At 55.6% G+C, this 25,603-nt stretch carries 22 protein-coding genes and 1 other RNA gene; 14 read left to right on the top strand and 9 right to left on the bottom strand.

Annotation, left to right across the window (positions count from 1 at the left end; all coding sequences use genetic code 11):
- Positions 1–5: 5 nt before the first annotated feature.
- The 7 genes from WDB70_RS11865 (at position 6) to WDB70_RS11835 (ending at position 9,065) form a co-directional block, all read left to right on the top strand.
- Positions 6–2,150, top strand: a complete 2,145-nt coding sequence (locus WDB70_RS11865) for a type I secretion system permease/ATPase (protein ID WP_406664591.1) — start codon at positions 6–8, stop codon at positions 2,148–2,150.
- Positions 2,143–3,489, top strand: coding sequence for an HlyD family type I secretion periplasmic adaptor subunit (locus WDB70_RS11860; RefSeq protein ID WP_406664589.1), 1,347 nt, complete (start codon positions 2,143–2,145; stop codon positions 3,487–3,489). Before WDB70_RS11865 ends, WDB70_RS11860 begins: the two co-directional genes overlap by 8 nt.
- A 31-nt stretch (positions 3,490–3,520) precedes the next feature.
- Entirely contained in the window at positions 3,521–4,846 is a 1,326-nt protein-coding gene (locus WDB70_RS11855) for a TolC family outer membrane protein (RefSeq protein ID WP_406664587.1), read from the top strand.
- 10 nt (positions 4,847–4,856) lie between these two features.
- Positions 4,857–5,465, top strand: coding sequence for an OmpA family protein (locus WDB70_RS11850; protein WP_406664585.1), 609 nt, complete (start codon positions 4,857–4,859; stop codon positions 5,463–5,465).
- A gap of 12 nt (positions 5,466–5,477) precedes the next feature.
- Entirely contained in the window at positions 5,478–6,140 is a 663-nt protein-coding gene (locus WDB70_RS11845) for a transglutaminase-like cysteine peptidase (protein ID WP_406664583.1), read from the top strand.
- Between the two features lie 8 nt (positions 6,141–6,148).
- Positions 6,149–8,035, top strand: a complete 1,887-nt coding sequence (locus WDB70_RS11840) for an EAL domain-containing protein (RefSeq protein WP_406664581.1) — start codon at positions 6,149–6,151, stop codon at positions 8,033–8,035.
- 94 nt (positions 8,036–8,129) lie between these two features.
- The gene (locus WDB70_RS11835) at positions 8,130–9,065 is read left to right on the top strand and encodes a hypothetical protein (protein WP_406664579.1); all 936 of its coding nucleotides are present in this window, start codon (positions 8,130–8,132) and stop codon (positions 9,063–9,065) included.
- Positions 9,066–9,096: 31 nt separating this feature from the next.
- On the opposite strand, the gene serA is transcribed toward WDB70_RS11835, so the two are convergent.
- The 5 genes from serA to zapA form a co-directional block, all read right to left on the bottom strand.
- Positions 9,097–10,326, bottom strand: a complete 1,230-nt coding sequence (gene serA, locus WDB70_RS11830; RefSeq protein WP_406664577.1) for a phosphoglycerate dehydrogenase — start codon at positions 10,324–10,326, stop codon at positions 9,097–9,099.
- A 94-nt stretch (positions 10,327–10,420) separates the two neighbouring features.
- Positions 10,421–11,074 carry a ribose-5-phosphate isomerase RpiA gene (gene rpiA / locus WDB70_RS11825; protein WP_406664575.1) on the bottom strand — a complete coding sequence of 218 codons (654 nt, stop codon included), beginning with the start codon at positions 11,072–11,074 and terminating at the stop codon, positions 10,421–10,423.
- 49 nt (positions 11,075–11,123) lie between these two features.
- Positions 11,124–11,696 carry a 5-formyltetrahydrofolate cyclo-ligase gene (locus WDB70_RS11820; protein WP_406664573.1) on the bottom strand — a complete coding sequence of 191 codons (573 nt, stop codon included), beginning with the start codon at positions 11,694–11,696 and terminating at the stop codon, positions 11,124–11,126.
- Positions 11,697–11,701: 5 nt separating this feature from the next.
- Positions 11,702–11,881: non-coding RNA, 6S RNA (gene ssrS / locus WDB70_RS11815), on the bottom strand.
- The gene (gene zapA, locus WDB70_RS11810; protein WP_406664571.1) at positions 11,880–12,194 is read right to left on the bottom strand and encodes a cell division protein ZapA; all 315 of its coding nucleotides are present in this window, start codon (positions 12,192–12,194) and stop codon (positions 11,880–11,882) included. The genes ssrS and zapA overlap by 2 nt, the downstream gene beginning before the upstream one ends.
- 151 nt (positions 12,195–12,345) lie before the next feature.
- On the opposite strand from zapA, the gene WDB70_RS11805 reads away from it, so the two are divergent.
- From WDB70_RS11805 to WDB70_RS11775, 7 genes are all read left to right on the top strand, one after another.
- The gene (locus WDB70_RS11805; RefSeq protein ID WP_406664569.1) at positions 12,346–12,915 is read left to right on the top strand and encodes a UPF0149 family protein; all 570 of its coding nucleotides are present in this window, start codon (positions 12,346–12,348) and stop codon (positions 12,913–12,915) included.
- Entirely contained in the window at positions 12,866–14,071 is a 1,206-nt protein-coding gene (ubiH, locus tag WDB70_RS11800; protein WP_406664567.1) for a 2-octaprenyl-6-methoxyphenyl hydroxylase, read from the top strand. The genes WDB70_RS11805 and ubiH overlap by 50 nt, the downstream gene beginning before the upstream one ends.
- Positions 14,071–15,300: an FAD-dependent monooxygenase gene (locus WDB70_RS11795; RefSeq protein WP_406664565.1), complete on the top strand. Its 1,230-nt coding sequence runs from the start codon at positions 14,071–14,073 to the stop codon at positions 15,298–15,300. Before ubiH ends, WDB70_RS11795 begins: the two co-directional genes overlap by 1 nt.
- A 114-nt stretch (positions 15,301–15,414) precedes the next feature.
- Positions 15,415–16,494 carry a glycine cleavage system aminomethyltransferase GcvT gene (gene gcvT, locus WDB70_RS11790; protein WP_406664563.1) on the top strand — a complete coding sequence of 360 codons (1,080 nt, stop codon included), beginning with the start codon at positions 15,415–15,417 and terminating at the stop codon, positions 16,492–16,494.
- Positions 16,495–16,535: 41 nt separating this feature from the next.
- The gene (gcvH, locus tag WDB70_RS11785; RefSeq protein ID WP_406664561.1) at positions 16,536–16,925 is read left to right on the top strand and encodes a glycine cleavage system protein GcvH; all 390 of its coding nucleotides are present in this window, start codon (positions 16,536–16,538) and stop codon (positions 16,923–16,925) included.
- 65 nt (positions 16,926–16,990) lie between these two features.
- Positions 16,991–19,885 carry an aminomethyl-transferring glycine dehydrogenase gene (gcvP, locus tag WDB70_RS11780; protein WP_406664559.1) on the top strand — a complete coding sequence of 965 codons (2,895 nt, stop codon included), beginning with the start codon at positions 16,991–16,993 and terminating at the stop codon, positions 19,883–19,885.
- A 170-nt stretch (positions 19,886–20,055) separates the two neighbouring features.
- On the top strand, positions 20,056–20,301 hold the full coding sequence (locus tag WDB70_RS11775; RefSeq protein ID WP_406664557.1) for a helix-turn-helix domain-containing protein: 246 nt from the start codon (positions 20,056–20,058) through the stop codon (positions 20,299–20,301).
- Here the strand turns inward: WDB70_RS11775 and WDB70_RS11770 are convergent.
- The 4 genes from WDB70_RS11770 to ahpC form a co-directional block, all read right to left on the bottom strand.
- The gene (locus WDB70_RS11770; protein ID WP_406664555.1) at positions 20,292–20,765 is read right to left on the bottom strand and encodes a murein L,D-transpeptidase family protein; all 474 of its coding nucleotides are present in this window, start codon (positions 20,763–20,765) and stop codon (positions 20,292–20,294) included. The two genes, WDB70_RS11775 and WDB70_RS11770, sit on opposite strands and share 10 nt — an antisense overlap.
- 95 nt (positions 20,766–20,860) lie before the next feature.
- Entirely contained in the window at positions 20,861–23,227 is a 2,367-nt protein-coding gene (locus WDB70_RS11765) for a methyl-accepting chemotaxis protein (protein WP_406664553.1), read from the bottom strand.
- 133 nt (positions 23,228–23,360) lie between these two features.
- Complete coding sequence (gene ahpF / locus WDB70_RS11760) at positions 23,361–24,902, bottom strand: alkyl hydroperoxide reductase subunit F (protein ID WP_406664551.1); 1,542 nt, start codon at positions 24,900–24,902, stop codon at positions 23,361–23,363.
- 96 nt (positions 24,903–24,998) lie between these two features.
- A complete protein-coding gene (gene ahpC, locus WDB70_RS11755; protein ID WP_406664549.1) occupies positions 24,999–25,565 on the bottom strand; it encodes an alkyl hydroperoxide reductase subunit C in 567 nt (188 codons plus the stop codon).
- Positions 25,566–25,603 lie beyond the last annotated feature (38 nt).

The raw sequence follows: 25,603 nt of genomic DNA, 5'->3' as shown, positions 1-25,603 counted from the left end.
AGGTTATGGCGTTGACGTCGGCAAAGGAATGGTCAGTCGGGCAGGCTGAAACAGCAGACGCCTTGCTGCAAGCCCTGCAGTGGTTGCTGGCCAGGCAGAATAAAGGGCTGTCTGCGCAGGCGCTGCTGTCAGGGTTGCCGTTGGATGATGGTTGCCTGACGCCGGAAAGCTTTCCCCGGGCAGCAGCCCGGGCCGGTGTTGATGCAAAACTATTGCAGCTGCCATTATCAGAGCTGCACAAACAGCCATTGCCACTGCTGGTACTCCTCAAAGACCGGCGTTGCAGCGTGATCACCGATATTGACGGTGACTGCCTCCATTCCCTGTCTTTTCCCGATCACAAGCAAGAGACACTGACGGCTCAAACGCTGGCAGATAACTACCTTGGTTACGGTTTTGTACTTTGGGAAGCGTTGACTGACAACACCGCCAAGTCAGCCTCCCCAACAGCAGACAAACACCTGTTCTGGCGTACCTTGTGGCGCCGTAAAGGTCTGTACCGGGATGCCTTGCTGGCATCGTTTCTGGTGAACTTTTTTGCGCTGGTCATTCCGCTGTTCATCATGAATGTCTATGACAAAGTGGTGCCTAACCTGGCGTTTGAATCCTTATGGGTACTTGCCGGTGGCGCCGTGCTGGCCTTCACGTTTGACGTTGCGCTGCGTCTGACGCGTACCAAGCTGCTGGATCTGGCTGGCCGTCAGGCTGAGCAGGAGTTATCTCAGGTGCTGATGGAACGTTCTCTTGGCGCGCCATTAGTGTCTCGGCCGGGCAGTCTGGGCCTGGCTATGCGGCGCTTTCAGGACTTTGACTACCTGCGTGAGTTTGTTTCCTCCAGCACCATTGCGCTGTTGGTCGACTTACCCTTTGCGGTGCTGTTTCTGGTGGTCATTGCGGTGATCAGTGGGGTGCTGGTCATTGCCCCGGTGATAGCGGCGTTGATCTTGTTGGTCACCGCTGCGCTGATGGCAAAAACACTGCATCAATCGGTTACCGCCAGCGCCCAGCTCAGCGCTATGCGCCAGTCGCAACTGGCAGAAATGCTGGCCATGCCAGAGTTCATTAAAGTCTGTGGTGCCGAAAGCCGGATACAAAAGAGCTGGGAGCAGTTAGTCGCTGCCGCCGCGCAGGTACAGAACCGCTTACGTGAGTTACAACAGCGCCTGGCTACGCTAGCTAATCTGATGGTGCAGCTGACCATCGTTGGTGTGGTGGTGTTGGGGGTAGTCAGCCTGGCAAACGGTAACAGCAGCCTGGGGGCCATTATCGCCGCAGTCATGCTGTCGAGCCGCACTGTCGGGCCTTTTGCACAGGCGGCCAATCTTATTGCCCGCTATCAACAGGCCAAAGTCGGCATGTCTGCCTTGCAAGAAAGTCTTGATGACCCGGACGAATTTGGCGGCGCCAGCGAACAGTTACAGCGGCCATTGCAAAAAGGCGCTTTCAAACTGGAACACGTCAGCTTTAGCTACCCTGAAGCCAGTTTACCGGCCATCAATGATTTGTCGCTGGCCATACGGCCTGGAGAGCGCGTTGGCATCATTGGGCGCACCGGCTGTGGCAAAACCACCTTGGCACGACTGCTGATGGGGTTGTACATCCCAGACAAAGGCCACCTGCTCATTGATGGTGTGGAAGTGCGGCAGCGGCATCCTTCCGACATGCGTCGTGGTATTGGCTATTTGGCGCAAGATGCGCGACTGGTTGCGGGCACCATCCGTGACAACATTGTCTTTGGTTTGGGCAACATCCCGGACAGTCAGGTGATTGAAGCGGCGGAAATGGCCGGTTTAAGTGCCTTCACCAATGTTGATGAGAGCGGCTTGTCACGGCGAGTAGGCGAAGGCGGGGCGCAGTTGTCTTTAGGGCAGCGCCACCTGGTGGCATTGGCCCGGGCGCTGATCCTTAACCCGAAGGTGCTGCTGTTGGATGAGCCGACAGCCAACCTTGACCCGGCTACGGAACAAGCGGTGATGGAGCGCTTGGGCAACCTGGGCCGAGACCGCACTTTGCTGTTGATCACGCACAAGCACAGCATGCTCTCGCTGGTTGACCGGTTGATTGTACTGGAACAGGGCCGCCTGGTAGTGGATGGACCGAAAGATAAGGTGCTGACCTGGCTGAAAGAGCAGGGAGGTGTGCATGGCTGAGCAGTGGTCGCTAGACAAGCAAATGCAGCTGATGCAGACCGAGCTGCGAATACATCGGGTACTGCTTTGGATACTCGGCGGGCTGATGTTGGTGTTCTTGCTATGGGCTTCGTTTTCACACCTTGAGGAAGTCGCCCGGGGGCAGGGGCGGGTGATCCCATCGCAGCAGTTGCAGGTTGTGCAGAGTGTCGATGGCGGTGTGGTGGATGCCATTTACGTGCATGAAGGGCAAATGGTGGAAGCTGGGCAGCCGCTGATGCGCATCAACGATGTCCGCTTCAAATCAGATTATCGCCAGAAGACCCGTGAACTTGCCGGGTTGCAAGGTGCGGCCCGCCGCCTTGAAGCGGAATTGGCCAGTGTCGATGTGGTAGCTGATGCGCAGCAAGTCACCGTGCAGCTACAACCACTGGCTTACCCCCCAGCCTTTATGAAAGAGCACCCGGAACTGGTTGCCCGGCAGCGCTCCGAATACCACGACCGGTTACGTAACCTGAAAAATCAGATGGCTATTTTGAGCGAACAGCAGACTCAGCGAAAGCAGGAGCTGGCAGAGTTGGATGCGAAGATCCGGCATCAACGGGAAAGTCTGGCTCTGGCGGTAAAAGAGCTGAACCTGACCGAGCCGCTGGCTGAGCAAGGCGTGGTGTCTGAAGTTGAACTGCTGAAATTGCGCCGTCAGGTTAATGATTTGCGTGGTGAACTGGCCATGGCGCAGGCGAATCGGCCAAAAGTGTTGGCGGCCGGAGAGGAAGCAATGTTGAAGCGTCGGGACATCGCCCTGGCGTTTAGAACCGATGTACAGGAGCAGCTCCGCCGTACCGAGCTGGAGTTGAATTCACAGCAGGAAAGTACCGCCGGCCTGGAAGATCGCGTCGCCCGCACGCAACTGGTGTCGCCGGTAAAAGGCACCATTAAGACATTACATATCAACACGGTTGGCGCAGTGGTGCAGGCGGCAACACCGGTTGTCGAAATTGTGCCGTTGGAAGGGCAGTTGTTAGTAGAGGCGCGAATCAGCCCCCGGGACATTGCCTTTTTGCGCCCCGGACAACCGGCTACTGTCAGGCTGTCGGCCTATGACTTCACTATTTATGGCGGCCTGGAAGGCACCCTGGAGCACATTAGCGCTGACTCTTTGGTGGATGACAACGGCAAGCCTTATTACCTGATCCGGGTTCGTACCAAAGAACCCTACATTGCCAGCGGCAAAGACAAGTTACCCATAATTCCCGGCATGTTGACCGAAGTGGACGTTATCACTGGCGAACATACCGTTCTCGACTATTTGTTAAAGCCCATATTGCGTGCGCAGGTACGAGCCTTGCGTGAGCGTTAATCAAAAAAAACGAAAGAGAATAGGGGGTTGTATGAAAGCTAGAACATGGTCGTTCGCGCTTGCCATCCTTGCTGGTGCAGGGGTGCAGCATGTCAGCGCGGCATCATTGGAGCAGGCGGTGGCAAATACGCTCGACAGCCACCCTGACCTGCATATCGTTTTTTCCCGTTATAAAGCCTATGAGGAGCAACGGCGGCAGGCCAAATCGGGTTATTACCCGCAGCTCGATATCGCAGCTGGTTATGGCTATGAAAATACCAACAGTCCTTCGATCCGGGCGCTAACTGGCGGTAATGATCGCAGTTTGCACCGGGGTGAGGCGTCTATCTCGTTACGTCAGATGCTGTTTGACGGTTTTCGGGTTTCCTCCGAGGTTGCACGGCTGCATAACGAGGCCAAAGCGGAGCAGTACAGCCTGCTGGCTAAGGCCGAGGATACTGCGCTGAGTGTCTCAAAGGTGTACCTGGATGTGATCCGCTACAAATCGATATTGGAGCTTGCCAAACGCAATCTTGAGGCACATCAGAAGATCTTTGACAGCATTCGCCAGCGCACTGAGTCCGGTGTCGGTTCCAGCTCCGATCTGTCCCAGATCACCGGGCGTCTGGCGCGGGCTCATGCCAACGTGATGGCGGCAGAGAATAACTACGATGATGCCATCGCAGCTTATATCCGAGTCGTCAATGCCAAGCCGGAAAACCTGGTGATCCCGGTACCGGATGCAGACATGGTGCCTAACACTTTGGATGATGCGCTGAAAGTGGCGCAGCAAAAACACCCCATTCTGGAGTCCAGCAAGTTTGATGTGGAAGCGGCCAAGGCTGAACGCCAAGGCGCCAAAGCAAACTATTACCCCAGTTTTTATATTGAGGTCGATAAAACCGCCAACAATAACATTGACGGCTTTTCCGGCTACAACAATGACCTCTCCGCCATGGTACGGATGCGCTACAACCTGTTCGCCGGTGGTCGGGACAGCTCCCGGGTGCGCGAAGCCACCTATAAGATTGGTGAAGCCAAGGAAATTCAGCAGCGGGCCTGGCGTGAAGTGCAGGAAAGCCTGCGTTTGGCCTGGAATGCCTACCAGCTGTTAGAAAAGCAGAAGGGCTACATTCGCCGGCATGTGGAAGCCAGTAAAGAAACGCAGGTGGCGTACGGTAAGCAGTTTAATCTGGGCAAGCGTACCCTGCTGGATTTACTGGATACCGAAAACGAACTGTTCGAATCACGCCGTGATTATCTCAACACTGAGTTCGATGAAGTCATGGCGCAGTACCGGGTGCTCAACGCCTCCGGCCAGCTGCTTGATTCTCTGCGGGTAACTCGCCCGGCCATCTGGCAAGACGATCAGTCATAAGGAGGCTGTCATGAAAACATCATGGGTTTATCTGGCGGCGGCCTTGGGGCTAGGCGGCTGTGCGGGTCACGATATCGTCTCGTTTGATCAGCAAACGACACAGCTTCAGGATTTGAATGACCCTGACGCCGACGGCGTGATCAACGCTCGCGACAAATGTGCCGGAACGCTGGCTGGTGCCAAAATCGATAACTACGGCTGTGGTAACCGTTCGGACAAAGTGCAGCACTTTGATCTGAAAATCCTGTTTGCCAATGATTCGTCCTACATCGACCCGCGTTATTACGGTGAGGTGGGCAAAGTGGCAGATTTCATGAAGCGCTACCCAGAGTCGCACCTGACTTTGGAAGGCCACTGCTCAAAAGTGGGAACTGCTGATTACAACATGAAGCTGTCCCAGCGCCGGGTGGATGCCGTAGCCAAGGTGTTGGAAGAGGAGTTCAAGATCGCAGCTGATCGGGTAACCGCCATTGGTTATGGTTTCAGCCGCCCGATTGAGCCCGGGCTAAGCCAGGAGGCGCACCGGAAGAACCGTCGGGTAGTAGCAGAGCTTCGTGGTGCCAAGAATCTTCCGGTGATGAAGTGGACTATCTACACTGTGGATGAACAGTATCAATAGTCATGGAACTGAATGAGACGAAGCCTCTGGCTCTTACCCTTGCTACCCGGCCTGTTATGGGCCGGGTTCAAGGGTTTGAACTTCCCGCAGATACAGCAACAGGTCAGCTCGGTTTATGGTAAATCGGCTGGCTTACGGCTGCTGCGCTGGCAGACGCTGATCATTGATAACCAGAATAAACCTGAAGCACTGAAAGTGTTACGGGTGAATGATTTTTTCAATCAACTGCATTTTGTTGATGACATTCGGCTATGGGGAAAAAACGACTACTGGGCAACACCGCTGGAGTTTATTGGTGCTGACGGTGGTGACTGCGAAGACTTTGCCATAGCCAAATACTTCACGCTGCTGGAACTGGGTGTCGCGGAGAGCAAAATGCGCATTACCTATGTTAAAGCTCTGTCAGTCAATCAGTACCACATGGTGCTGGCGTATTATCCAACGCCCCAGGCAGTGCCTCTGATCCTCGATAACCTGGTGCCAGATATCCGCCGTGCAACAGAGCGGCCAGATCTGCTGCCCATCTACTCTTTTAATGGTCGGCAGCTGTGGTTAAGTAAGGAAAAGGGGCAGGGGCAATTGGTTGGTAACAGCACTCGCCTTAAGCGTTGGCAGGACTTGCGCGATCGCTTTGGTGTTAACCACCTCAACAAACCCATTATCAAACTGGACTAGGGGGCTCTGTGACCTTAAGACGGCAGATATTCTGGCTTTTGAACATCAGCTTCTTGCTGGTGCTGCTGGTGGTGTTTGTGGTGCAGATGAACACCTCGCGCGCGGCGTTAGCACAACAGATGGAGTCCAACGTCCAGAATGCCTCTGTTACCCTGGGCCTGAGTCTGGCGCCGTACTTGCAGACGCAGGACCGAGGTGGGGTCGACACGGTGCTGCAATCCATGTTCGATGCGGGTTTTTACCGCACTATTGAGCTGGACTGGTATGCCAAAGCGGAACATCTGGTTAAAGATAACCCACCCAGAGCGCGTCACGTGCCGGATTGGTTTATGGCCTTACCGCTCTTTAGTCCTGTGGCGCAAGAGCAGACCTTGACCGCTGGCTGGATACAGGTTGCAAAGCTGAAAGTGGTAGCCAACCCGGCGATTGCCTACCAGGCCTTGTGGCGTACTGCCTGGCACTTATTGTTGTTGCTCGGTGGCATCTACCTGTTGTTGGTGGTGATTGTCTGGCGCGGCTTGAAGGTACTGATGCGCCCTTTGGATGCCGTTACCCGCCAGGCCCGGCTGATCACCAAACGCCAGTTTGGCGAACCCATAGCGGAGCCACGTACCCGTGAGCTGAGTCTGCTGGTCAGAGCCATCAATGAGATGGCTGACCGCATTCACCTTATGTTTGACAGCCAAGATCGGCAAATCACCCACCTGCGCCAGGCAACCCAGACCGATCCGGTCTCCGGGCTCCCCAATCGTAGCCATCTGGTCTCACATTTAGATGCCTGGCTGTCAGAGCCGGGCAGCGGCGGTTTGATGTTGATTGATCTGCACTGGTTACAGCAGCTCAGTGAACAGCAGGGCTTTCAAGTGCGGGATCAGCTACTGAGCGCCTTTGCCAGCCAGCTGAAGCAGTGGTGCAGTGTCCGTCAGCGCTGCCTCTGTGCCCGTATCAGCCTGAGCGAGTTTGCGGTGCTTTATAGTATCGGTGACAAAGTCACTTTGACGGATGAAGCCACGTCACTGGCCAAACTACTGCACAGTTTTTCCGCCGGGCAGCAGCAAGACGAAGACAATCTGGCTCTGGCGCTGGTATTGCGCGGCTCGCATCGTCGCTCCGCAGACATACTGGCCAGTGCGGATACCACTTTACATCGAGCCTGGCAGCAGCAATCTCGCCTGGCGGTAGATGCCGAGCAAGGCCAGGGGCCCTCGCAAAGCCGTTGGCGTAGTGGCTTACGCCAGGCGTTGGATGAGGGTGAACTCAGCCTGATGCGCCAGTCGGTCATGGCTTGTCAGGGTGAGCGGTTACTGCACTATGAATGGTTTCCCAGCATTCATCTGGACGGTGAGGATTACACCGCCGGTACATTCCTCAGCTATATCGAACAGTTTCAATTGGGCCAGGCATTGGATGCTGCGGTACTGAAAAAACTGCAACAGCTACCACCAGACGAGCACAGCCGGCATGCCATCAATTTGTCACTGGCGACAGTGCGCTCGCCCCAGGCGTTACTGACTGCTTTGGCCGCCAGCCCCAATCTGATGGTGGAAATCAGCGAGGACGTGGCGTTGGCCGACCCGGGCGCAGCCAAGGCTTTTGTGGCTGCACTACGGCGTCAGCGGGGGCGCTTTGGCGTTGATCATGTGGGGCGGCATCTGGCGTCACTGAAATATCTGCATGATTTGGCGCCGGATTACATCAAGCTCGATCAAAGCCTGGCGCTCTACGACGATAGCGCAACGCTGACCCTGGTGCGGGCACTGACCGATATTGGCCACGGCCTGAAAATGCAGGTGATTGCCACCCGCGTAGAGACGCCCGCAGCAGTGACGCAATTACAAGGGGTAGGAGCCGACGGTTATCAGGGCTACCTGCATCCGCCGCAAAAGGTGGAGTAAAACACCGATAACGTCACGGCACTTGGCTTCCGCCCTTGCCTTTAGTGGCTTGAACCAGTGAAATAGCGCTACTTTTTCGTTTGTGCTTGTATTGATGTCCAGTTCTTCAGCCCAGTACCAAAACCGTTTCTACGTGGCCTTACTGCATCCTCGTTACTGGGGGCAGTGGCTGGCTGTTGGCTTACTGTATCTGCTGACTTGGCTTCCTATTGGCCTGAAAAACCGGCTAGGGGCGGCGCTTGCCGGTTGGCTGACACGCCGGCGTTTTATGCAAAAGCGTCGTCATATTGTGTTGACCAACCTGCGGTTATGCCTGCCAGAGCTGAGCGATGCTCAGCGCGAGCACTTGTTCGGCCAGAATGTGCGGGCTTTTTGCCAAACCATGTTAACCATGGGCGAACTGGCCTGGCGTTCACCGGCATTTATTGCGCGGCGCTTGCATCTGGAAGATCAGGGCCGGCTGGCGCAGCTGCGCAGCAGTGGCCAGCCACTTATCTTTTTGGCCCCGCATACCTTTGCCCTGGACTGGACAGCCCGGGCATTAATTCTCGCTGGCTTTGCCATGTCGAATATTTTTAAGCCCACTGGCAAGCCGGTATTTGACTACATGATGTTCAAAAGCCGGACCCGTCAGGGTGGTACGCAGTTTACCCGGGGTGAAGGCCTGGGAGTACTGGTCAAGAGTATTCGTAGCGGCCACCCTTGCCTGTATGTGGCTGATGAAGATTACGGTACTGACGGGGTGGTGTTTGCGCCTTTCTTTGCCACGGAAAAATCGACTCTGCCCACCCTGGGGCGCATGGTGAGGGCGGCCCGTGCCACGGTCGTGCCAGTAACCTGCGGCTACGATCCGGACAGTAGCCAGTTTGTGCTGCATGTTGCTGAGCCCCTGAGTCAGGTACCCAGTGATGAGCAAGGTTCAGCTGAGGCCATGAACCATGCTTATGAAGCGCTCATCGAGCGCTTCCCTGCCGATTTTATGTGGTCGCTGCGGTTGTTACGGCGCCGTGATGGCTCGCGCCCCTATTAAGAATTAACACCGCCGCCTGTTGGCGGCGGTTTCAGTGCAGCACCCGGGCGCGCAGTGTGCCGTCAATCGCTTTGAGTTTTTCCAGCACGTCTTCGGCATAGGCGGCGTCGACATCCATCACCACATAGCCGATATGCTGACTGGTTTGCAGGTACTGGGCGGCAATGTTGACGCCCATGTCGGCAAAAATCTGGTTAATGCGGGTCAGAACCCCGGGTTTGTTGCGGTGAATGTGCAGCAGCCGGGAACGACCATCATGATGGGGTAAGGACACTTCCGGGAAGTTAACGGCCGACAGGGTCGAGCCATTATCGGAGTATTTAGCCAGTTTGCTGGCCACTTCCATGCCGATGTTGGCCTGTGCTTCCATGGTGGAACCGCCGATATGCGGTGTCAGCAGCACGTTGTCAAACGCCTGCAATGGACTCACAAAGGCTTCCTGGTTGGATTTAGGTTCAACCGGAAACACATCAATGGCCGCACCCGCCAAATGCTCGCGCTCCAGAGCCGCAGCCAGGGCGGCAATATCGACAACAGTGCCTCGCGAGGCATTGATCAAAATACCACCTTTTTTCATTTGTTCCAGCTCTGCCTCACCCATCAGGTTACGGGTGGCAGTGGTCTCTGGTACATGCAGGCTAACCACATCGGACTGTGCCAGCAGCTCGCCGAGGCTGGCGACCTGGCGGGCGTTACCGAGGGTTAATTTGTCTTCAATATCGTAGAAAATCACCTGCATGCCGAGGGTTTCTGCCAGTACACCCAGCTGCGTACCAATGTGGCCATAACCGATGATCCCCAGTGTTTTGCCGCGGGCTTCAAAGCTGCCGGTAGCGGCTTTATCCCAGCCGCCGCGCTTAGCTGCAGCGGCTTTGGCCGGAATATTGCGCAACAACATAATGATTTCGCCCAGTACCAGCTCTGCCACTGACCGGGTATTGGAAAAGGGGGCATTAAAGACCGGAATACCTTTTTGTTCGGCATGGGCCAGGTCTACCTGGTTGGTGCCAATACAGAAACAGCCAATGGCAGCGAGCTTTTCGGCGGCATCCAGCACCTCAGCGGTGAGCTGGGTGCGCGAGCGCAGGCCGACAAAATGTGCATCACGGATCTTGGCTTTCAGCTCGGCGCCGGTCAGAGAGGTTTTCAGGTATTCAATATTGTTGTATCCCTGTGCGCGAAAACACTCCAGGGCACTTTGGTGGACACCTTCAAGCAGCAGAATGCGGATTTTGTCTTTGTCGAGCGAGTGTTGAGCCATGATGCACCTGGAGTAATTACACTAAATTGATTGTGTCAGCCCCCACACTGCGGTGGGAGGATGGCTTATAGACGGCCAGATGTCCCTTTCGATGTCAACGGATTTTTACGCCGTCAGCATGGCCGACCAGCACCACATCGGCACCACGGTTGGCAAAAAGACCATTAGTGACAACCCCGACCAGGTTGTTGAGCTTGTCTTCCATGGCGGGCGCATCGGTGATGCTCAGGCCATGAACATCAATGATTTGATTGCCATTGTCTGTTACTACACCTTCGCGCCAGACTGGATCGCCCCCGATCTTGAGGATTTCCCGAGCTACATAGGAACGGGCCATGGGAATTACTTCGACGGGCAATGGAAATTGCCCTAGTACATCCACTTCTTTACTACTGTCGACAATACAGACAAAGGTGTTGGCAACGGCGGCAACGATTTTTTCGCGGGTCAGCGCCGCGCCACCGCCTTTGATCATTTGCCGCTGTGGGTTGATTTCGTCAGCACCATCAACATATACCGACAGCGACGGCACGCTGTTGAGATCGAACACTTCAATTCCCAGCGCCTTGAGCTTCTCTGTGGAGGCCTGAGAGGATGAAACAGCTCCTTGAATTTGCTGCTTGATGGTCGCCAGGGCATCAATGAAGTGGTTAACCGTTGAGCCGGTTCCAACACCGACAATGCTGTCTTTTTCTACATAATCCAATGCTTTCCAGCCAACCGCTTTTTTCAGTGCGTCCTGGTTCATCAAAGCTCCCCTCTATGTTGTGAGACTGACCTATTGGCGCCGCAGTATATCAGTAGCGAAAACGTTTTACCTGACTGGCGGTGAGGATCATATCCAGCGGTTTATCCCAGGCGGCGGCAGGCAGCGCTGGATATTGCTGACAGTCATGTGCCAGGCCGACGGTCAGCCCCTGAAACGCTGCCAATGAGCGGTCATAAAAGCCGCCGCCCATACCCAAGCGGTTGCCTTGCTCATCAAAGGCTACCAGTGGCGTAAAAACCACATCGATGTGTTTGACTGGCACCAGGGTGGCTGCACTGAGTGGTGGTTCCGCAATATTGAAACGGTTGCGGGTCATCGCCATGCCAGGGTGCCAGGATTGGAATAACAGGTAGCCGCTAGAAAAGGGGTGCAGCACTGGCAGCAACACCTGTTTACCGGCTGCATGCAGGGCCTGCATCAATATGGCGGGGTCGGCTTCACCATCGTTGGCTAGATATAAAGCCAGTGTCCGGGCTTGCATAATGCTGGGCTGTGCCAACGCCTGTTCGGCCAGGGCGCCGGCAGTGTGTTGCTGCTGTTGGGGAGTCAGTGCTCGGCGCCGGTCCCGGGCCCACTGGCGGATATGATCGCGATTATGCATTGAGAAGTGCCCCAGAATGCCGCTGCAGACGACGGCCCTTGAACCCGAAAGTTCAAGGCGGATGTTTGATTGCCACCGCAGGCGTCTCAGTCGGGCTGAGCATGCTCAATAGTGGCAAGGAAAACACCCTTTTATATCGATATCGGCTCAGGGACTTGGTCCGCTGGCGCACACTCCAGGGGCTTATTCTTTTGCCTGATTGACCAGGGCCTGCTCGATGGTCTCCTGCAGTACCCGGATCTTGGTATCCATAGCTTCAGCATACTCGCGGCTCTGGGCCTCGGCAAGGTGGAGCTCATGGGCCAGGTTCAGGGCGGCCATGGTCAGCAATTGTTCGCGGTTGCTCAGTTCGCTGCTGTCTTTGAGGGTTTTTAACCGTTCATCCAGTTCCCGTGCTGCCTGGCGCAGCGCGCCTTGTTGGCCGGCCGGGCAGGCCACCCGGAAACGGCGACCAAATACAGCAATGTCCAGGGTGTCTTGTGAGGCCTGATCTGCCATGCACTGTCCTTCTGTTCGACCCTGAGAAGCATCCGCTCAGGGCGCGCACTATAACCACCGCCTTGTGTTGGATCAAGGGCGGACTGTGGCAGTCTTTGCTAAGGTGCCACTGTGTTAGGATAGCCCCGGTTCCCCTTGCTGGAAGATGAATATGAACCCGAACGGCGAGACGCCTTTTCCCTATGAGCAAATGGCCAGGCTATTGGCCAGTGAACAGTTAACCAGTTCGCCGGCTGAATTCCACGGTTTGATGACGGCGCTGGTTGCCGCCGGTTTACCATTGGATGACAAACAATGGTTAGTGCTGCTTCAGGATCTGACCAATAACGGTCAGCCTTTAGCGGCGCGCGCAGTACAGGCCCTGACGCCGCTTTATCAACAGATCTGTCAGCAGCTGCTGGAAGAAGACTTTGCCTTCGAAGTGCTGCTGCCCGGGGATGATGCCAGCCTGGAAGAGCGTATTCAGGGCTTGTGTGACTGGGCCCAGGGCTTTCTGGCCGGCTACGGTGTGCAGGCGGTTGGTGCCAAGGTGGATGCCCAGCTCAGCGAAGCGCTGGAAGATGTGGCCGAGATTGCCAACCTGTCGACAGAAGTCGACGAGGATGAAAGCACCATGGAAGCGGCATTCATGGAAGTGGAAGAATACCTGCGGGTAGTGGCCATGCTGGTGTATGACCAGCTTGGTCGCGGCCAGCAAAAACAACCAAGGACATTGCACTGACACCATGAAACTGGACGTGCTGATTGTTGGCGGCGGTATGGTTGGGGCCACCATGGCCTGGGGGCTTGGCCAGCGTTTTCGCCACTGGCAGGTTGGGGTTGTAGAGCCCATTGCAGCCGACGCTGACCGGCAACCCAGCTTTGACGATCGCGTCATTGCCCTGAGTGCTGGCTCGGTTGCTGGTCTTGAGCAGATGGGCTTGTGGCCTGAACTGGCAGCGCACGGTGAGCCAATTCGCCATATTCATGTGGCGGAAAAAGGCGGCTTTGGCCGTGCACAGTTACATCATCAGGATTACCGGCTGGACGCCCTTGGGCAGGTGATACCGGTGCGTGCGGTTGGCGATGTGCTTCGCCGCAAGCTGCAGTGCCACTGGTTTTGCCCGGACAAAGTAGCTCGTGTCCAGCAGCACCCAGAATACCTGGAGGTAACGCTGGCGTCAGGCCAAAAAGTCAGTACCCGCTTACTGGTTGTGGCTGATGGCGGCCGTTCGGCAACCAGAGGCTTGCTAGGGATCGGGGCCAGGGAGCAGGATTATCAACAGCACGCCATCATCGCCAATGTCACCACTGAGCAGCCTCACCAGGGCTGGGCTTTTGAGCGCTTTACTGATAGCGGCCCACTGGCTTTGTTGCCGATGACCGCCGGGCGCATGAATTTGGTCTTATGCCAGCGCCCGGCAGCAGCCGAAGCTAGTGAACAATTGTCTGATGCCGACTTTTTGGCTTTATTGCAACGCCGTTTTGGCTGGCGACTGGGGCGTTTTACCAGCGTTGGCGAGCGTCACCGTTACCCGCTGAGTCTTATTGAAGCAGAGCAACTACGGGCACATCGGGCGGTGGTGGTGGGTAATGCTGCCCACAGTTTGCATCCGATTGCCGGCCAGGGCTTTAACCTCGGCCTGCGTGACGTACTGATACTGCTGGCCAGTTTAGCTGATGACGACGCCGGTGCCTGGCAAGGGCTGGCACGCTGGCAGGCGCAACGGCAGCCGGATTTGGCCCGCACCATTGGCCTGACCGATAACCTGGCGCGGCTGTTTGCCAATGATAATGGCCCACTTTATGTGGGGCGCAACCTGGCGCTTGGGGCGCTGAATCACCTGTTGCCGGCCAAAGATGCGCTGGCTCGACACATGCTTGGATGGAATAACTGATGGCATTTTCAGAGTCGCAGGTCACCATTGTGGGGGCTGGGATGGTAGGCGCTGCCCTGGCGCTGATGCTGGGGCGCGGTGGAGTGCGGGTTGCGTTAATTGATGGCCAAGTCCCCGATGACAATTTTGCTGACGTTGCCGACAGCCGGGTCAGCGCCATTTCGGCTGCATCGCAGGCAATGCTCGAAGGCCTCGGTGCCTGGCAGCACATTGCCCGAAAAGGGCCCTATCAGGCCATGCAGGTATGGGAAAAAGATAGCTTTGGCCGGCTGGATTTTGCCGCCAGTGATGTGCACGCACAACAGCTGGGCCATATCGTTGAAAACCGTCAGATCCAGCTGGCCCTGTGGCGGGCCATTGCCAGTTGCCCGAGCATTAGCCTGTATGCGCCGGTACGGCTCAGCGCCTTGGAGCGCGGTGAGCAGGCAACGCTGCTGACGCTGGATAATGGCGACATGATCAGTACCCAGCTGGTCGTCGGTGCTGACGGTGCCCGCTCACAGGTGCGAGCGCTAGCCGACATCCCGATACTGTTCCACGACTACGGTCATCATGCTCTGGTGGCGACCGTGCAGTGTGAACAGCCCCATGACGGCTGTGCGCGGCAGATCTTCCGGCCGGAAGGGCCTCTGGCATTCTTACCGTTGTGGCAGCCACAGCAGTGTTCCATTGTCTGGTCTACCAGCCCCGCTGAGGCCGATCAGCTCATGGCGGCAGAGCCATTGCAGCAAGCTCGTCGGTTACGGTTAGCGTTTGATAATCAACTGGGTGAAGTGCAGTTACTGAGCCCGCTGACCCGCCTGCCATTAACGGCCCGTTACGCCCGAGACTTCGTGGCACCGCGGCTGGCGCTGGTTGGCGATGCTGCCCACACCATTCACCCACTGGCCGGCCAGGGGGTCAATCTTGGCCTGGCTGATGCACTGGCCTTGGCCGAACGGCTCCTTGATGCCCAGGCCGCTGAACGTGACTTGGGCCAGTTGCGGGTATTGGCACCCTATGGCCGGGCCCGCAAAACCGCGGCACTGAAGATGCTGGCTGCCATGGGCGGGCTGAAAACCACCTTCGGGCTGAATAATCCATTAGTTAAATTTATTCGAAATGCAGGACTTGCCAGCGTTTCATCGCTGACGCCAGTTCGGCAGTTATTTATCGAGGAAGCAATGGGTTGCGATGCTATATCAATGCTTGATTCGGTTCGCGAAAAGCACCAGATATTCTCATCTTAACGGCAGCCGGTAGCGGCGTTATAATGCCCAGCCATTATGGGACAGGTAAATGAGCGTAATCGTTTGCCTATGTCGCCGGCGGCGTCTGCCGCGTTGAATAACAGGGGAAATAAGATGACCCAACAGACCGTGCTTTTTGATGCGCATCTGGCCAGTGGCGCCAAGATGGTAGACTTCCACGGCTGGGATATGCCGCTGCATTACGGTTCACAAATTGAAGAACATAAAGCGGTGCGCACTGATGCCGGCATGTTTGATGTGTCCCACATGACAGTGGTCGACCTGCACGGTGCCCGGGTACGTGAGTTCCTGCGTTACCTGCTGGCTAACGATGTCGCCAAGTTGCAGGTGCCCGGCAAAGCACTGTACACCGGTATGCTCAATGAGCGCGGTGGTGTTATTGATGACCTGATTGTTTACTTCATTACTGAAGAACACTTCCGTCTGGTGGTGAACTCCGCTACCCGTGAAAACGATCTGGCCTGGATCAACAAGCAAGCTACTGCTTTTGCCGTGACTGTTACTGAACGTCCGGAACTGGCGATGATCGCGGTGCAGGGGCCCAATGCTAAAGCCAAGGCGGCAGCTGCTTTTACGCCTGAGCAACAGGCGGCGGTCGAGGGGATGAAACCTTTCTTTGGTGTCCAGGCCGGTGAGCTATTTATTGCCACCACAGGTTATACCGGTGAAGCCGGCTATGAAATCACTGTTCCGGCTGAGCAGGCGGTAGCGCTGTGGAATGCCCTGCTGGCAGCTGGCGTACAGCCTTGTGGCCTGGGTGCCCGTGACACCTTGCGCCTGGAAGCCGGCATGAACCTCTATGGCCAGGATATGGACGAAACCGTATCACCACTGGCAGCCAATATGGGCTGGACTATTGCCTGGGAGCCGGCTGACCGTGACTTTATTGGCCGTCAGGCGCTGGAACAGCAAAAAGCGGCTGGCACTGAGCAGCTGATTGGTCTGGTCATGGAACAAAAAGGCGTACTTCGCCATGGCCAGAAGGTCATTACTGCTGCCGGCGAAGGGGTGATCACCTCCGGCACCTTCTCGCCGACACTGGGCTTTGCCATTGCTATGGCCCGTGTGCCGGCTGGCCAGTTCAGCGCTGCGCAAGTTGAGATCCGCAATAAACTGGTAGATGTGAAGGTCGTCAAACCAGCCTTCGTGCGTAATGGCAAGCAGGTTTGCTAACCTAAATCAGTCACCCGGTTAAGGCATATAAAGGAACAACAATGAGCACTATCCCTAACGATCTGAAATACGCCTCCTCCCACGAGTGGGTACGCAAAGAGTCTGATGGCACCTACACCATCGGTATTACCGAACATGCTCAGGAGCTGCTGGGCGATATGGTTTTCGTTGAACTGCCGGAAGCCGGCAGCAGCGTTAATGCTGGTGATGATGTGGCTGTGGTGGAGTCGGTCAAGGCCGCCTCTGACGTATACAGCCCGCTGACCGGTGAAGTTGTGGCCATTAACGAGGCATTGGAAGATGCTCCGGAAACAGTCAACAACGACCCGTTTAACGACGGCTGGCTGTTCCGCATCAAAGCCAGTGATGAAGCTGAGCTGGACGATCTGCTCGACGCGGAAGGCTACCAGGCCGTTATTGACGAAGAATAAGCTAAGTTATTGTTGTTCAAAGCCCCGGCGTAACGCCGGGGCTTTGCTTACCACCCGAGGTGACCATGTCTGATACTCGCCGTAGTCTGACCGAACTGGAATACAAAAACGCTTTTATCGATCGCCACATCGGCCCGGATGCCAATGAAACGGCTGCCATGCTGGCGGCGATTGGGGCTGAGTCTGTTGATGCGCTGATTGAAGAAACCGTGCCTGGCGGTATCCGCCTCGACGACGATCTGGCCATCGGTGCACCCAAAAGCGAAGAAGAAGCCCTGGCCATGCTCAAAGCCATGGCGGCTAAAAACCAGATCTGCAAATCGTACATCGGCATGGGTTATCACCCGACGCTGACGCCGAATGTCATTTTGCGCAACGTCCTGGAAAACCCGGGTTGGTATACCGCCTATACGCCTTATCAGCCGGAAATTGCCCAAGGTCGCCTGGAAGCCATTTTGAACTTCCAGCAGTTGACCATGGACCTGACCGGTCTGGATCTGGCCTCCGCTTCCTTGCTGGACGAAGGTACTGCGGCGGCCGAAGCTATGGCCCTGGCCAAACGGGTGTCGAAGAACAAAAAAGCCAATACCTTCTTCGTTGACCAGTCGTGCCACCCGCAGACCATCGCCTTGGTGCAAACCCGTGCCGAAGCCTTTGGTTTTGACGTGGTGGTTGGCCCTGCCGCTGATGCAAAGGGTATGGACCTGTTCGGGGCACTGCTACAGTATCCGGACACCACCGGCCAGATCAGTGACCACAGTGCCTTGATTGCCAGCATTCAGGCGCAAAAGGGCATTGTGGCGGTAGCTGCCGATATTATGAGCCTGCTGCTGCTCAAAGCGCCTGGCCACCTGGGTGCCGATGTGGTGCTTGGGAATGCCCAGCGCTTCGGGGTGCCGATGGCCTATGGCGGCCCACATGCCGCTTTCTTTGCTACCCGCGACGAATATAAACGTTCCATGCCGGGGCGGATCATTGGGGTGTCCAAAGACAGCCGCGGTAAGCCGGCGCTGCGTATGGCGATGCAGACCCGCGAACAGCACATTCGCCGCGAAAAAGCCAACTCCAACATCTGTACCGCGCAGGTTTTGTTGGCCAATATGGCTTCGTTCTATGCCGTTTACCATGGTCCGCAAGGTCTCAAGCGCATTGCTCAGCGTATTCACCGCCTGACTGACATTCTGGCGCTGGGCCTGCAGGAAAAAGGGTTACGCATCCGTAACAGCCACTGGTTCGACACCCTGACGGTGGAAGTGGCCGATAAAACTGCACTACTGGCTGCAGCTGCAGCGCAGGGTGTTAACCTGCGCCGTGATTTGGATGGCGCGGTGGGCATCAGCCTGTCGGAAGCCACCACCCGTGACGATGTCATGGAACTGTTCAGCATCCTGCTGGGAGCCGATCATGGCCTTGATGTTGCGGCGTTGGATGCCCGGGTTAGCGCTGGTGAAATCACTTCTATTCCGGCCGCGCTGCAGCGTGACGATGCCATTCTGGCGCATCCGGTATTTAACCAATACCACTCAGAAACTGAGATGCTGCGCTATATCAAGCGTCTTGAGAACAAGGACTTGGCACTTAATCACTCGATGATTAGCCTTGGCTCTTGCACCATGAAGCTCAACGCTACTGCGGAGATGATCCCGATCAGTTGGCCGGAATTTGCGGCCTTGCACCCGTTCTGCCCTGATGAGCAGGCAACCGGTTATCACGAGATGATTGCGCTGTTGTCAAAGTGGCTGGTGAACATTACCGGTTATGACGCGTTGTGTATGCAGCCTAACTCGGGTGCCCAGGGTGAGTATGCCGGCCTCTTGGCGATTCGCCACTACCATGAATCCCGTGGTGAAGGGCATCGTAATATTTGTCTTATTCCCAGCTCCGCGCATGGTACCAACCCGGCGTCGGCGCAGATGGTGTCTTACAAAGTAGTCGTGGTGGCCTGTGACAAGCAGGGCAATATTGACCTTGACGACCTGCGCAGTAAAGCCGAGCAGATGGCTGAGCAGTTGGCCTGTATCATGGTTACTTACCCTTCCACCCACGGTGTGTATGAAGAAAGTATCCGTGAGGTGTGTGACATTGTTCATCAGTATGGCGGCCAGGTTTACATGGACGGCGCCAACATGAACGCGCAGGTTGGCCTGACTGCACCTGGTTTTATCGGCTCAGATGTTTCTCACCTGAACCTGCATAAAACCTTCTGCATTCCCCACGGTGGCGGCGGCCCGGGTATGGGACCCATTGGGGTAAAAGCGCACCTGGCACCTTTTGTTCCCAACCATCCGGTGATGCCGTTGGACGGCCCGAAAGCCGGCATTGGCCCGGTGTCAGCTGCGCAATTCGGTTCTGCGGGGATCCTGCCGATTTCCTGGATGTATGTTGCGATGATGGGGTCAGTGGGGCTGAAGAAGGCTACCCAATACGCCATTCTTAACGCCAACTACATGGCCAAAGGACTGGGCGATAAGTACCCGGTGCTCTACAGCGGCCGTAATGGCCGGGTGGCGCATGAGTGCATCATTGACTTGCGGCCGCTCAAAGACGAAACCGGTATCAGCGAAATGGATGTCGCCAAGCGTTTGATGGACTACGGTTTCCACAGCCCGACTATGTCCTTCCCGGTGGCCGGTACCTTGATGATCGAGCCAACCGAGTCAGAGTCAAAAGTGGAAATGGATCGCTTTATCAATGCCATGACGCAGATCTACGCAGAGATCCAGCAAGTGGCTAGTGGCCAGTGGAGCATTGAGGACAACCCGCTGGTGAATGCGCCGCATACTCAGGATGACGTCATGGACAATAACTGGGATCGCAGCTACGACCGTGCAACGGCTGTTTTCCCAAATGATGACGTACGGATGAACAAATTCTGGCCCACCGTAAACCGTATTGACGATGTTTATGGTGACCGTAATCTGTTCTGTTCCTGTGTGCCAACAGCGGCCTATGCCGAGTAACCACGGCTATGCTAAAAAGGCCGGTAGCCCTAGGGCTACCGGCCTTTTTTGTACACTTTGCGGTGCGAAATCGACATTTCGCCAAGTAGGCGTTTATCTGAGTTAAATTGTATTGAATGCCTAGTTTTGCTCAGGCACGATAGGCAGGTACAATGGCGAGGAGGAGCCAGATGGCACAACTAGAGCAGGATGTCATGGAAGACATATTTAGTGCAGCGCGCATCAAAGCGATCCGCGCCAAGACCGGGTTAACACAAAAAGCGTTCGCCGAACTGATCAATCTCAATATGGGCACTTTGCGCCATTGGGAGCAGGGGCGGCGTCAGCCTACCGGACCGGCCGTGGCTATATTGCAAGCCCTGGAGTTTGACACCGGGCCCGTGTTAGCGGCCTTGAAGGCTGCCCGTCAGGGGTAAATAACGATCGGTGTGCCGGGCTGTATGGCCTGCCACAGTTGATCCATATCCCGGTTCAGTAGGGCAATGCAGCCATTAGTCCAATTCGATGGCTGCACGCGTGGGCTGCCGGCATCATTTGCTTGCCCGTGGATCATGATCATCCCGCCTGGGTCAACGCCCAGGTGCTGGGCTCGTGCGCGGTCACGGGCATTGGGGTAGTTAATGTGGATGGCTTTATAAAAGGCCGAGTCGTCTTTTTTATAATCCAGTAAGTAGCGCCCTTCTGGGGTGCGGTTATCCCCTTCCATAACTTTCGGGCCTTTAGGAGCACTTCCTAAAGCAATCCAGAAGCGCTTCAGCACTTTACCGTTTTTGACCAGCGACAGACTGTAGGTGGACTTGTGTACCACCACCATGTCTGCTGCCTGGCTGGCGCTGGCCAACCAGGGAAGAAACAACATCAGTAACAACAGCTGCCGCATTACAATCATCACGCCATTTAACTGGCATTCATACTAATGAAGGTGAAAAAACATTCAACAGTCACCTTGCCAGTTTTTGATACAGATCCCGTCCTTCAATCATCGTCATCAGAACGGATCTTATTACGACGCTTGGTTGACCAATTGGTATCGGTGACTTTGAACGCTTTGGTCAGTACGGTCAGTTTATTCCCCAGTTTACGAATATCGGTGCCCAAGGTGTTGGCAATCTGTGATGTCTGCTCTGATTCGGCGAAACTTTGATTCATTTTGTCGTAATGCCCTGCCACTTTGGCAAAGTTGGCCTGCTGGCTGGCAATGGCTTCGGCAATATGAGCAACCCCAGTGCTGATCGAGGCCATGGCGTCAGTGACTGACTCCAGCTGTTCGGTGGCTGCGGTCATGCCGACCGAAGACTGATCAAGATTACGCTTGCCCGATTCCATCAGACCGACCACCTTACGGGTGCTTTCCTGGATGGTGCTGACCATGTCAGCTACTTCACTGGTGGATTGGCGAGTTTTTGCTGCCAGGCCTCTGACCTCGTCGGCGACGACGGCAAAGCCTCGGCCTGCCTCACCGGCTCGCGCCGCTTCAATAGCGGCATTGAGTGCCAACAGGTTGGTTTGTTCGGAAATGCTGTTAATGACATCGATAACGGTAGCGATTTTGTCGGTGTCACCTTTAAGCAGATCAATGGCGGTAACCATATCGGCCATGCTTGCTGACAGTGCCTGCATGGTACTGGCAGCGGCGGCAACTGCTTGGCGGCTGTTACTGACAACCTGATTGCCATTGTCAGCGGCATCGGTGATTTTACTGAGATCGCTATCGACAGCCTTACTGGCGCTATCGGTCTGTTCAAGATACAGATTGACCGTATCGGCTTCTTTTTTCTGAATAGAAATCGCCCTGGTCAGGCTACCGTTAACGTCTGCCTGGTCGGCAGAGATAGGCACCAGTCGGACAATGGTTTTCATCAAGTCTGAGAAGGTATTGTCCAGGTGATCGATAAAGATATTAACTTTGTTTGCCAGTTGTGCGGTTTCATCCTTACCTTTGACAGGTAGTCTTTTGGTGAGATCGCCATCGCCGGAGGCCAGTTCGTCCATGGTGTCACCGAGGTGGACCAAAGGCTTGACCATGACCCGGCCAAAGAGCCAACCCAACAGGGCGCCAACCAGCAAGGCAGCAACCGCTGCAATGGCGGTGTAAAGCACCGAATGAGCATGCAATACATCAATGGCCTGTAATGCTTCCTGGGTGCTGATTTCGGTGATAATGGCCCAGTTCAGCCCGCCAATTCGCAGTGGTGCATAGGCTGTCAGCATGTCATGACTTGCCAGCACGCCAGATTGGCCACTTTGTGCGGCTTTAACGGCTTTGCCGTCTTTTTTCAGCAGGGTAATGGTGGTGTTGCGCGCTGCAATGTCACTGACTAGAGCCCTATCTAGGCCGTTGTTTGTGAGGTGCAGCAGAAACTGGTCTTTGTGTTCGATCAGGCCACGGCTATCACTTCGCATGGTGCCATTAGCGCCGACCAGGTAACTTTGCCCGGTTTTACCCAGGCCAGTGTGCTGCCAGGCGGCGTTGTGGGTCATCACTTTATTGATGCGCTTAACCGGCACTTGAAAGGCCAAAACGCCCAGCAGTTTATCGCCTTGCTTGATGGGCGCAGCAATGAAAGCGGCCGGAGCATTATAGGAGGGCAGGTAACTGGCAAAGTCGGTGATCACCACTTTACCTTGTGCTTTGGCCTGCCGATAGGCTTCAGCCAGCGCTGATTGCGCAAAGGGGCCTTCTTGCAAGGAGGTGGCGAAGTCGATCTCTTTATAGACGCTGTCGACCACGACACCGTCGCTGTTGATCAAAAACAGATCGTAGACGCCAAAGTCGCGCTGGTACTCATGCAATACATCGTGATAGCGCTCATGCACACTGTTGAAACGTTGGGGGCCGGAAGCGGCCTTGAGTTGATCTTTCTCGCCCAGAGCGCTGGGATTGGCAGCTATATAATCATGCTGCAGCGCGATGGTCATTGGTGAGTAATGGGCTAATAAAGCCAGGGGGTTACTGCTTTTATTGTCATTAAGCGCCTGGAAGCGGGGATCGAACTGCTGCTGGTAGAAGGCCGCCAGAGTTTCCTTTTCGTGTGCCAGTACAGTGCTACCCAACTGGTCGGCATAATGAGCATAGGCATCATCAAAGTCAGCCACCGCCTCTTCTATCAGAGTGGAATGCGCCAGGGCCTTGGCGTCCAGCATCAAATTATTCAGCTGTGCGTGAATGTTTTCTGCGGTGGTGGCATTAAGCGCGGTAAGCTTTTGCTGGGCGGCGTCCGTCAGGCTGCGACTGGCTTCATTGCTCAACACATTGGTCAGTAAGACACTGACCACAATGGTGGGAATGACAGTGAGCAAGGTGCCCAGTATGGTCAGCCGGGTTCTTATGGTCATCTGCATGAATGCCTCGTCCTTGGGTCGGTGGCCATGAGTCAATATCGACCAGCTTGCTAAAAAGTGTAGTGGTGTCAGCTGTATATGCCAGCAACAAAAAAGGCAGCCGGATGGCTGCCTGGTGAGTACGAGCACGTCGTTATGAGCGGATCAGGTGATCAAAAGCACTCAGGGCGGCGGTGGCGCCAGCGCCCATGGAGATGACAATTTGCTTGTAGGGTACAGTGGTGGCGTCACCGGCCGCAAAAACGCCCGCCAATGAAGTGGCGCCTTTGGCATCGATGATGATCTCGCCGAAATGGCTTAATTCCACCTCACTGTCTTTGAGGAACTCGGTGTTCGGCACCAGGCCAATTTGTACAAATACCCCGGCCAGCGTCAGCTGCTGGCTATTGCCCGTGGCCCGGTCGGTATAAGTCAAGCCGGTAACTTTGCTGCCATCGCCGAGGATCTCGGTGGTCTGGGCATTGGTGACGATGTCGACATTGGCCAGTGAGCGTGCTTTTTTCACCAGCACTTCGTCAGCACGCAGAGAGTCGGCAAACTCCAATACGGTGACATGCTCGACGATGCCAGCCAGATCAATGGCAGCTTCAATGCCGGAGTTACCGCCACCAATCACGGCTACTGACTTACCTTTAAAGAAAGGGCCGTCACAGTGCGGGCAATAGGCCACGCCTTTGGTTTTATACTCTGCTTCGCCTGGTACCCCCAGCTCGCGCCAGCGCGCTCCGGGCGCCAGAATAACGCTGCGGCTGGTCAGGTTGGCACCGCTTTTGAGCGTCAGTGTCAGCCCATCGTTTCGGCTTACGTTACTGACTTGCTGACCGGTAATGATATCCACGCCATATTCTTTGACGTGCTGCTCCAACGCTGCCGACAGTTTTGGCCCCTCGGTGTAAGGCACCGAGATAAAATTCTCGATACCCATGGTGTCCATAACCTGGCCGCCAAAGCGCTCGGCCACCAAGCCAGTGCGGATGCCTTTGCGGGCTGCGTAAATGGCGGCGGCAGCACCGGCTGGGCCTCCACCTACCACCAGCACGTCATAGCGGGCTTTTTCATTCAGTGCCATGGCGGCTTTTTCTGCGGCGCCACTGTCGAGCCGGCCAACAATGTCATCCAGTGTCATCCGCCCTTGTCCGAAGTGCTCACCATTAAGGTAGACCGCCGGTACTGCCATCACCTGGCGTTGCTCAACTTCGTCCTGAAACAGCGCACCATCAATCATTACATGGCTGATATTGGGGTTAATACTGGCCATCATGTTTAGGGCCTGAACCACATCGGGACAGTTCTGGCAGGACAGGGAAATATACGTCTCAAAATGGTACTTGCCCGGTAGGTTGCGGATTTGCTCCAACAGCGCCGGGTCGGCCTTGGATGGGTGGCCGCCGGCTTGCAGCAGGGCCAGTACCAGCGAGGTAAATTCATGGCCCATAGGCACACCGGCAAAATGCACCCGTGCCGTCTGGCCCGCTGGGCCAACACTCATGCAAGGGGTGCGGGTATTGTTGCCGTTACTGAGGGAAATCTGCTCCGACAGCGCTGCCAGTTCACTGGCCAGCGTGTTCAACTCTTGGGATTTGGCACTGTTGTCACTGGACACGCTAAGCGTTATTGGCTGCTTGATGTTTTGCAGGTAGCTGTCCAGTTGCTGTTTCAGATTGGCGTCTAACATGGGCGTGTCCTGTGCAAAAAGGGAAATTCAGGGTGTAAAAAACCCGGCCCACCAACCGGGTGTAACACCTCGGTGGGCCGGGTTGATAGTGTCGGTTTAGATTTTGCCGACCAGATCCAGTGAAGGTGCCAGGGTAGCTTCGCCTTCTTGCCATTTAGCCGGGCAAACTTCACCTGGGTGGGCAGCAACATACTGAGCCGCTTTGATTTTGCGCAGCAGCTCAGAGGCATCGCGGCCTACGCCGCCAGCGTTGATTTCAACGATTTGAATACGGCCTTCTGGGTCAATAACAAAGGTGCCGCGCTCAGCGATACCTTCTTCTTCGATCATGACGTCGAAGTTGCGAGTAATGGTGCCGGTCGGGTCGCCGATCATCGGGAACTGAATTTTGCCGATGGTATCGGAGGTGTCATGCCAGGCTTTGTGGGTGAAGTGAGTGTCAGTGGACACGGAATAGATTTCTACGCCCAGCTTTTTAAATGCTTCATAGTTGTCGGCCAGGTCGCCCAGCTCAGTCGGGCAGACAAAAGTAAAATCCGCCGGGTAGAAGAAAACCACAGACCACTGGCCTTTGATGTCGGCGTCGGTGACATCGATAAAGTCGCCGTTGTGGAAGGCTTTGGCGGCAAAAGGTTTGATTTCATTATTGATGTAGCTTGACATTAAGGTCTCCTTGCTCGGGTTGGATAACTCATCAGCTA

Origin of the sequence: Gallaecimonas aegicerasi (genome assembly GCF_045291545.1) — a bacterium.
Taxonomy (GTDB): domain Bacteria; phylum Pseudomonadota; class Gammaproteobacteria; order Enterobacterales; family Gallaecimonadaceae; genus Gallaecimonas.
The sequence above is the reverse complement of the archived record's forward strand: the minus strand, read 5'-3'. Positions and strand labels throughout refer to the sequence as shown.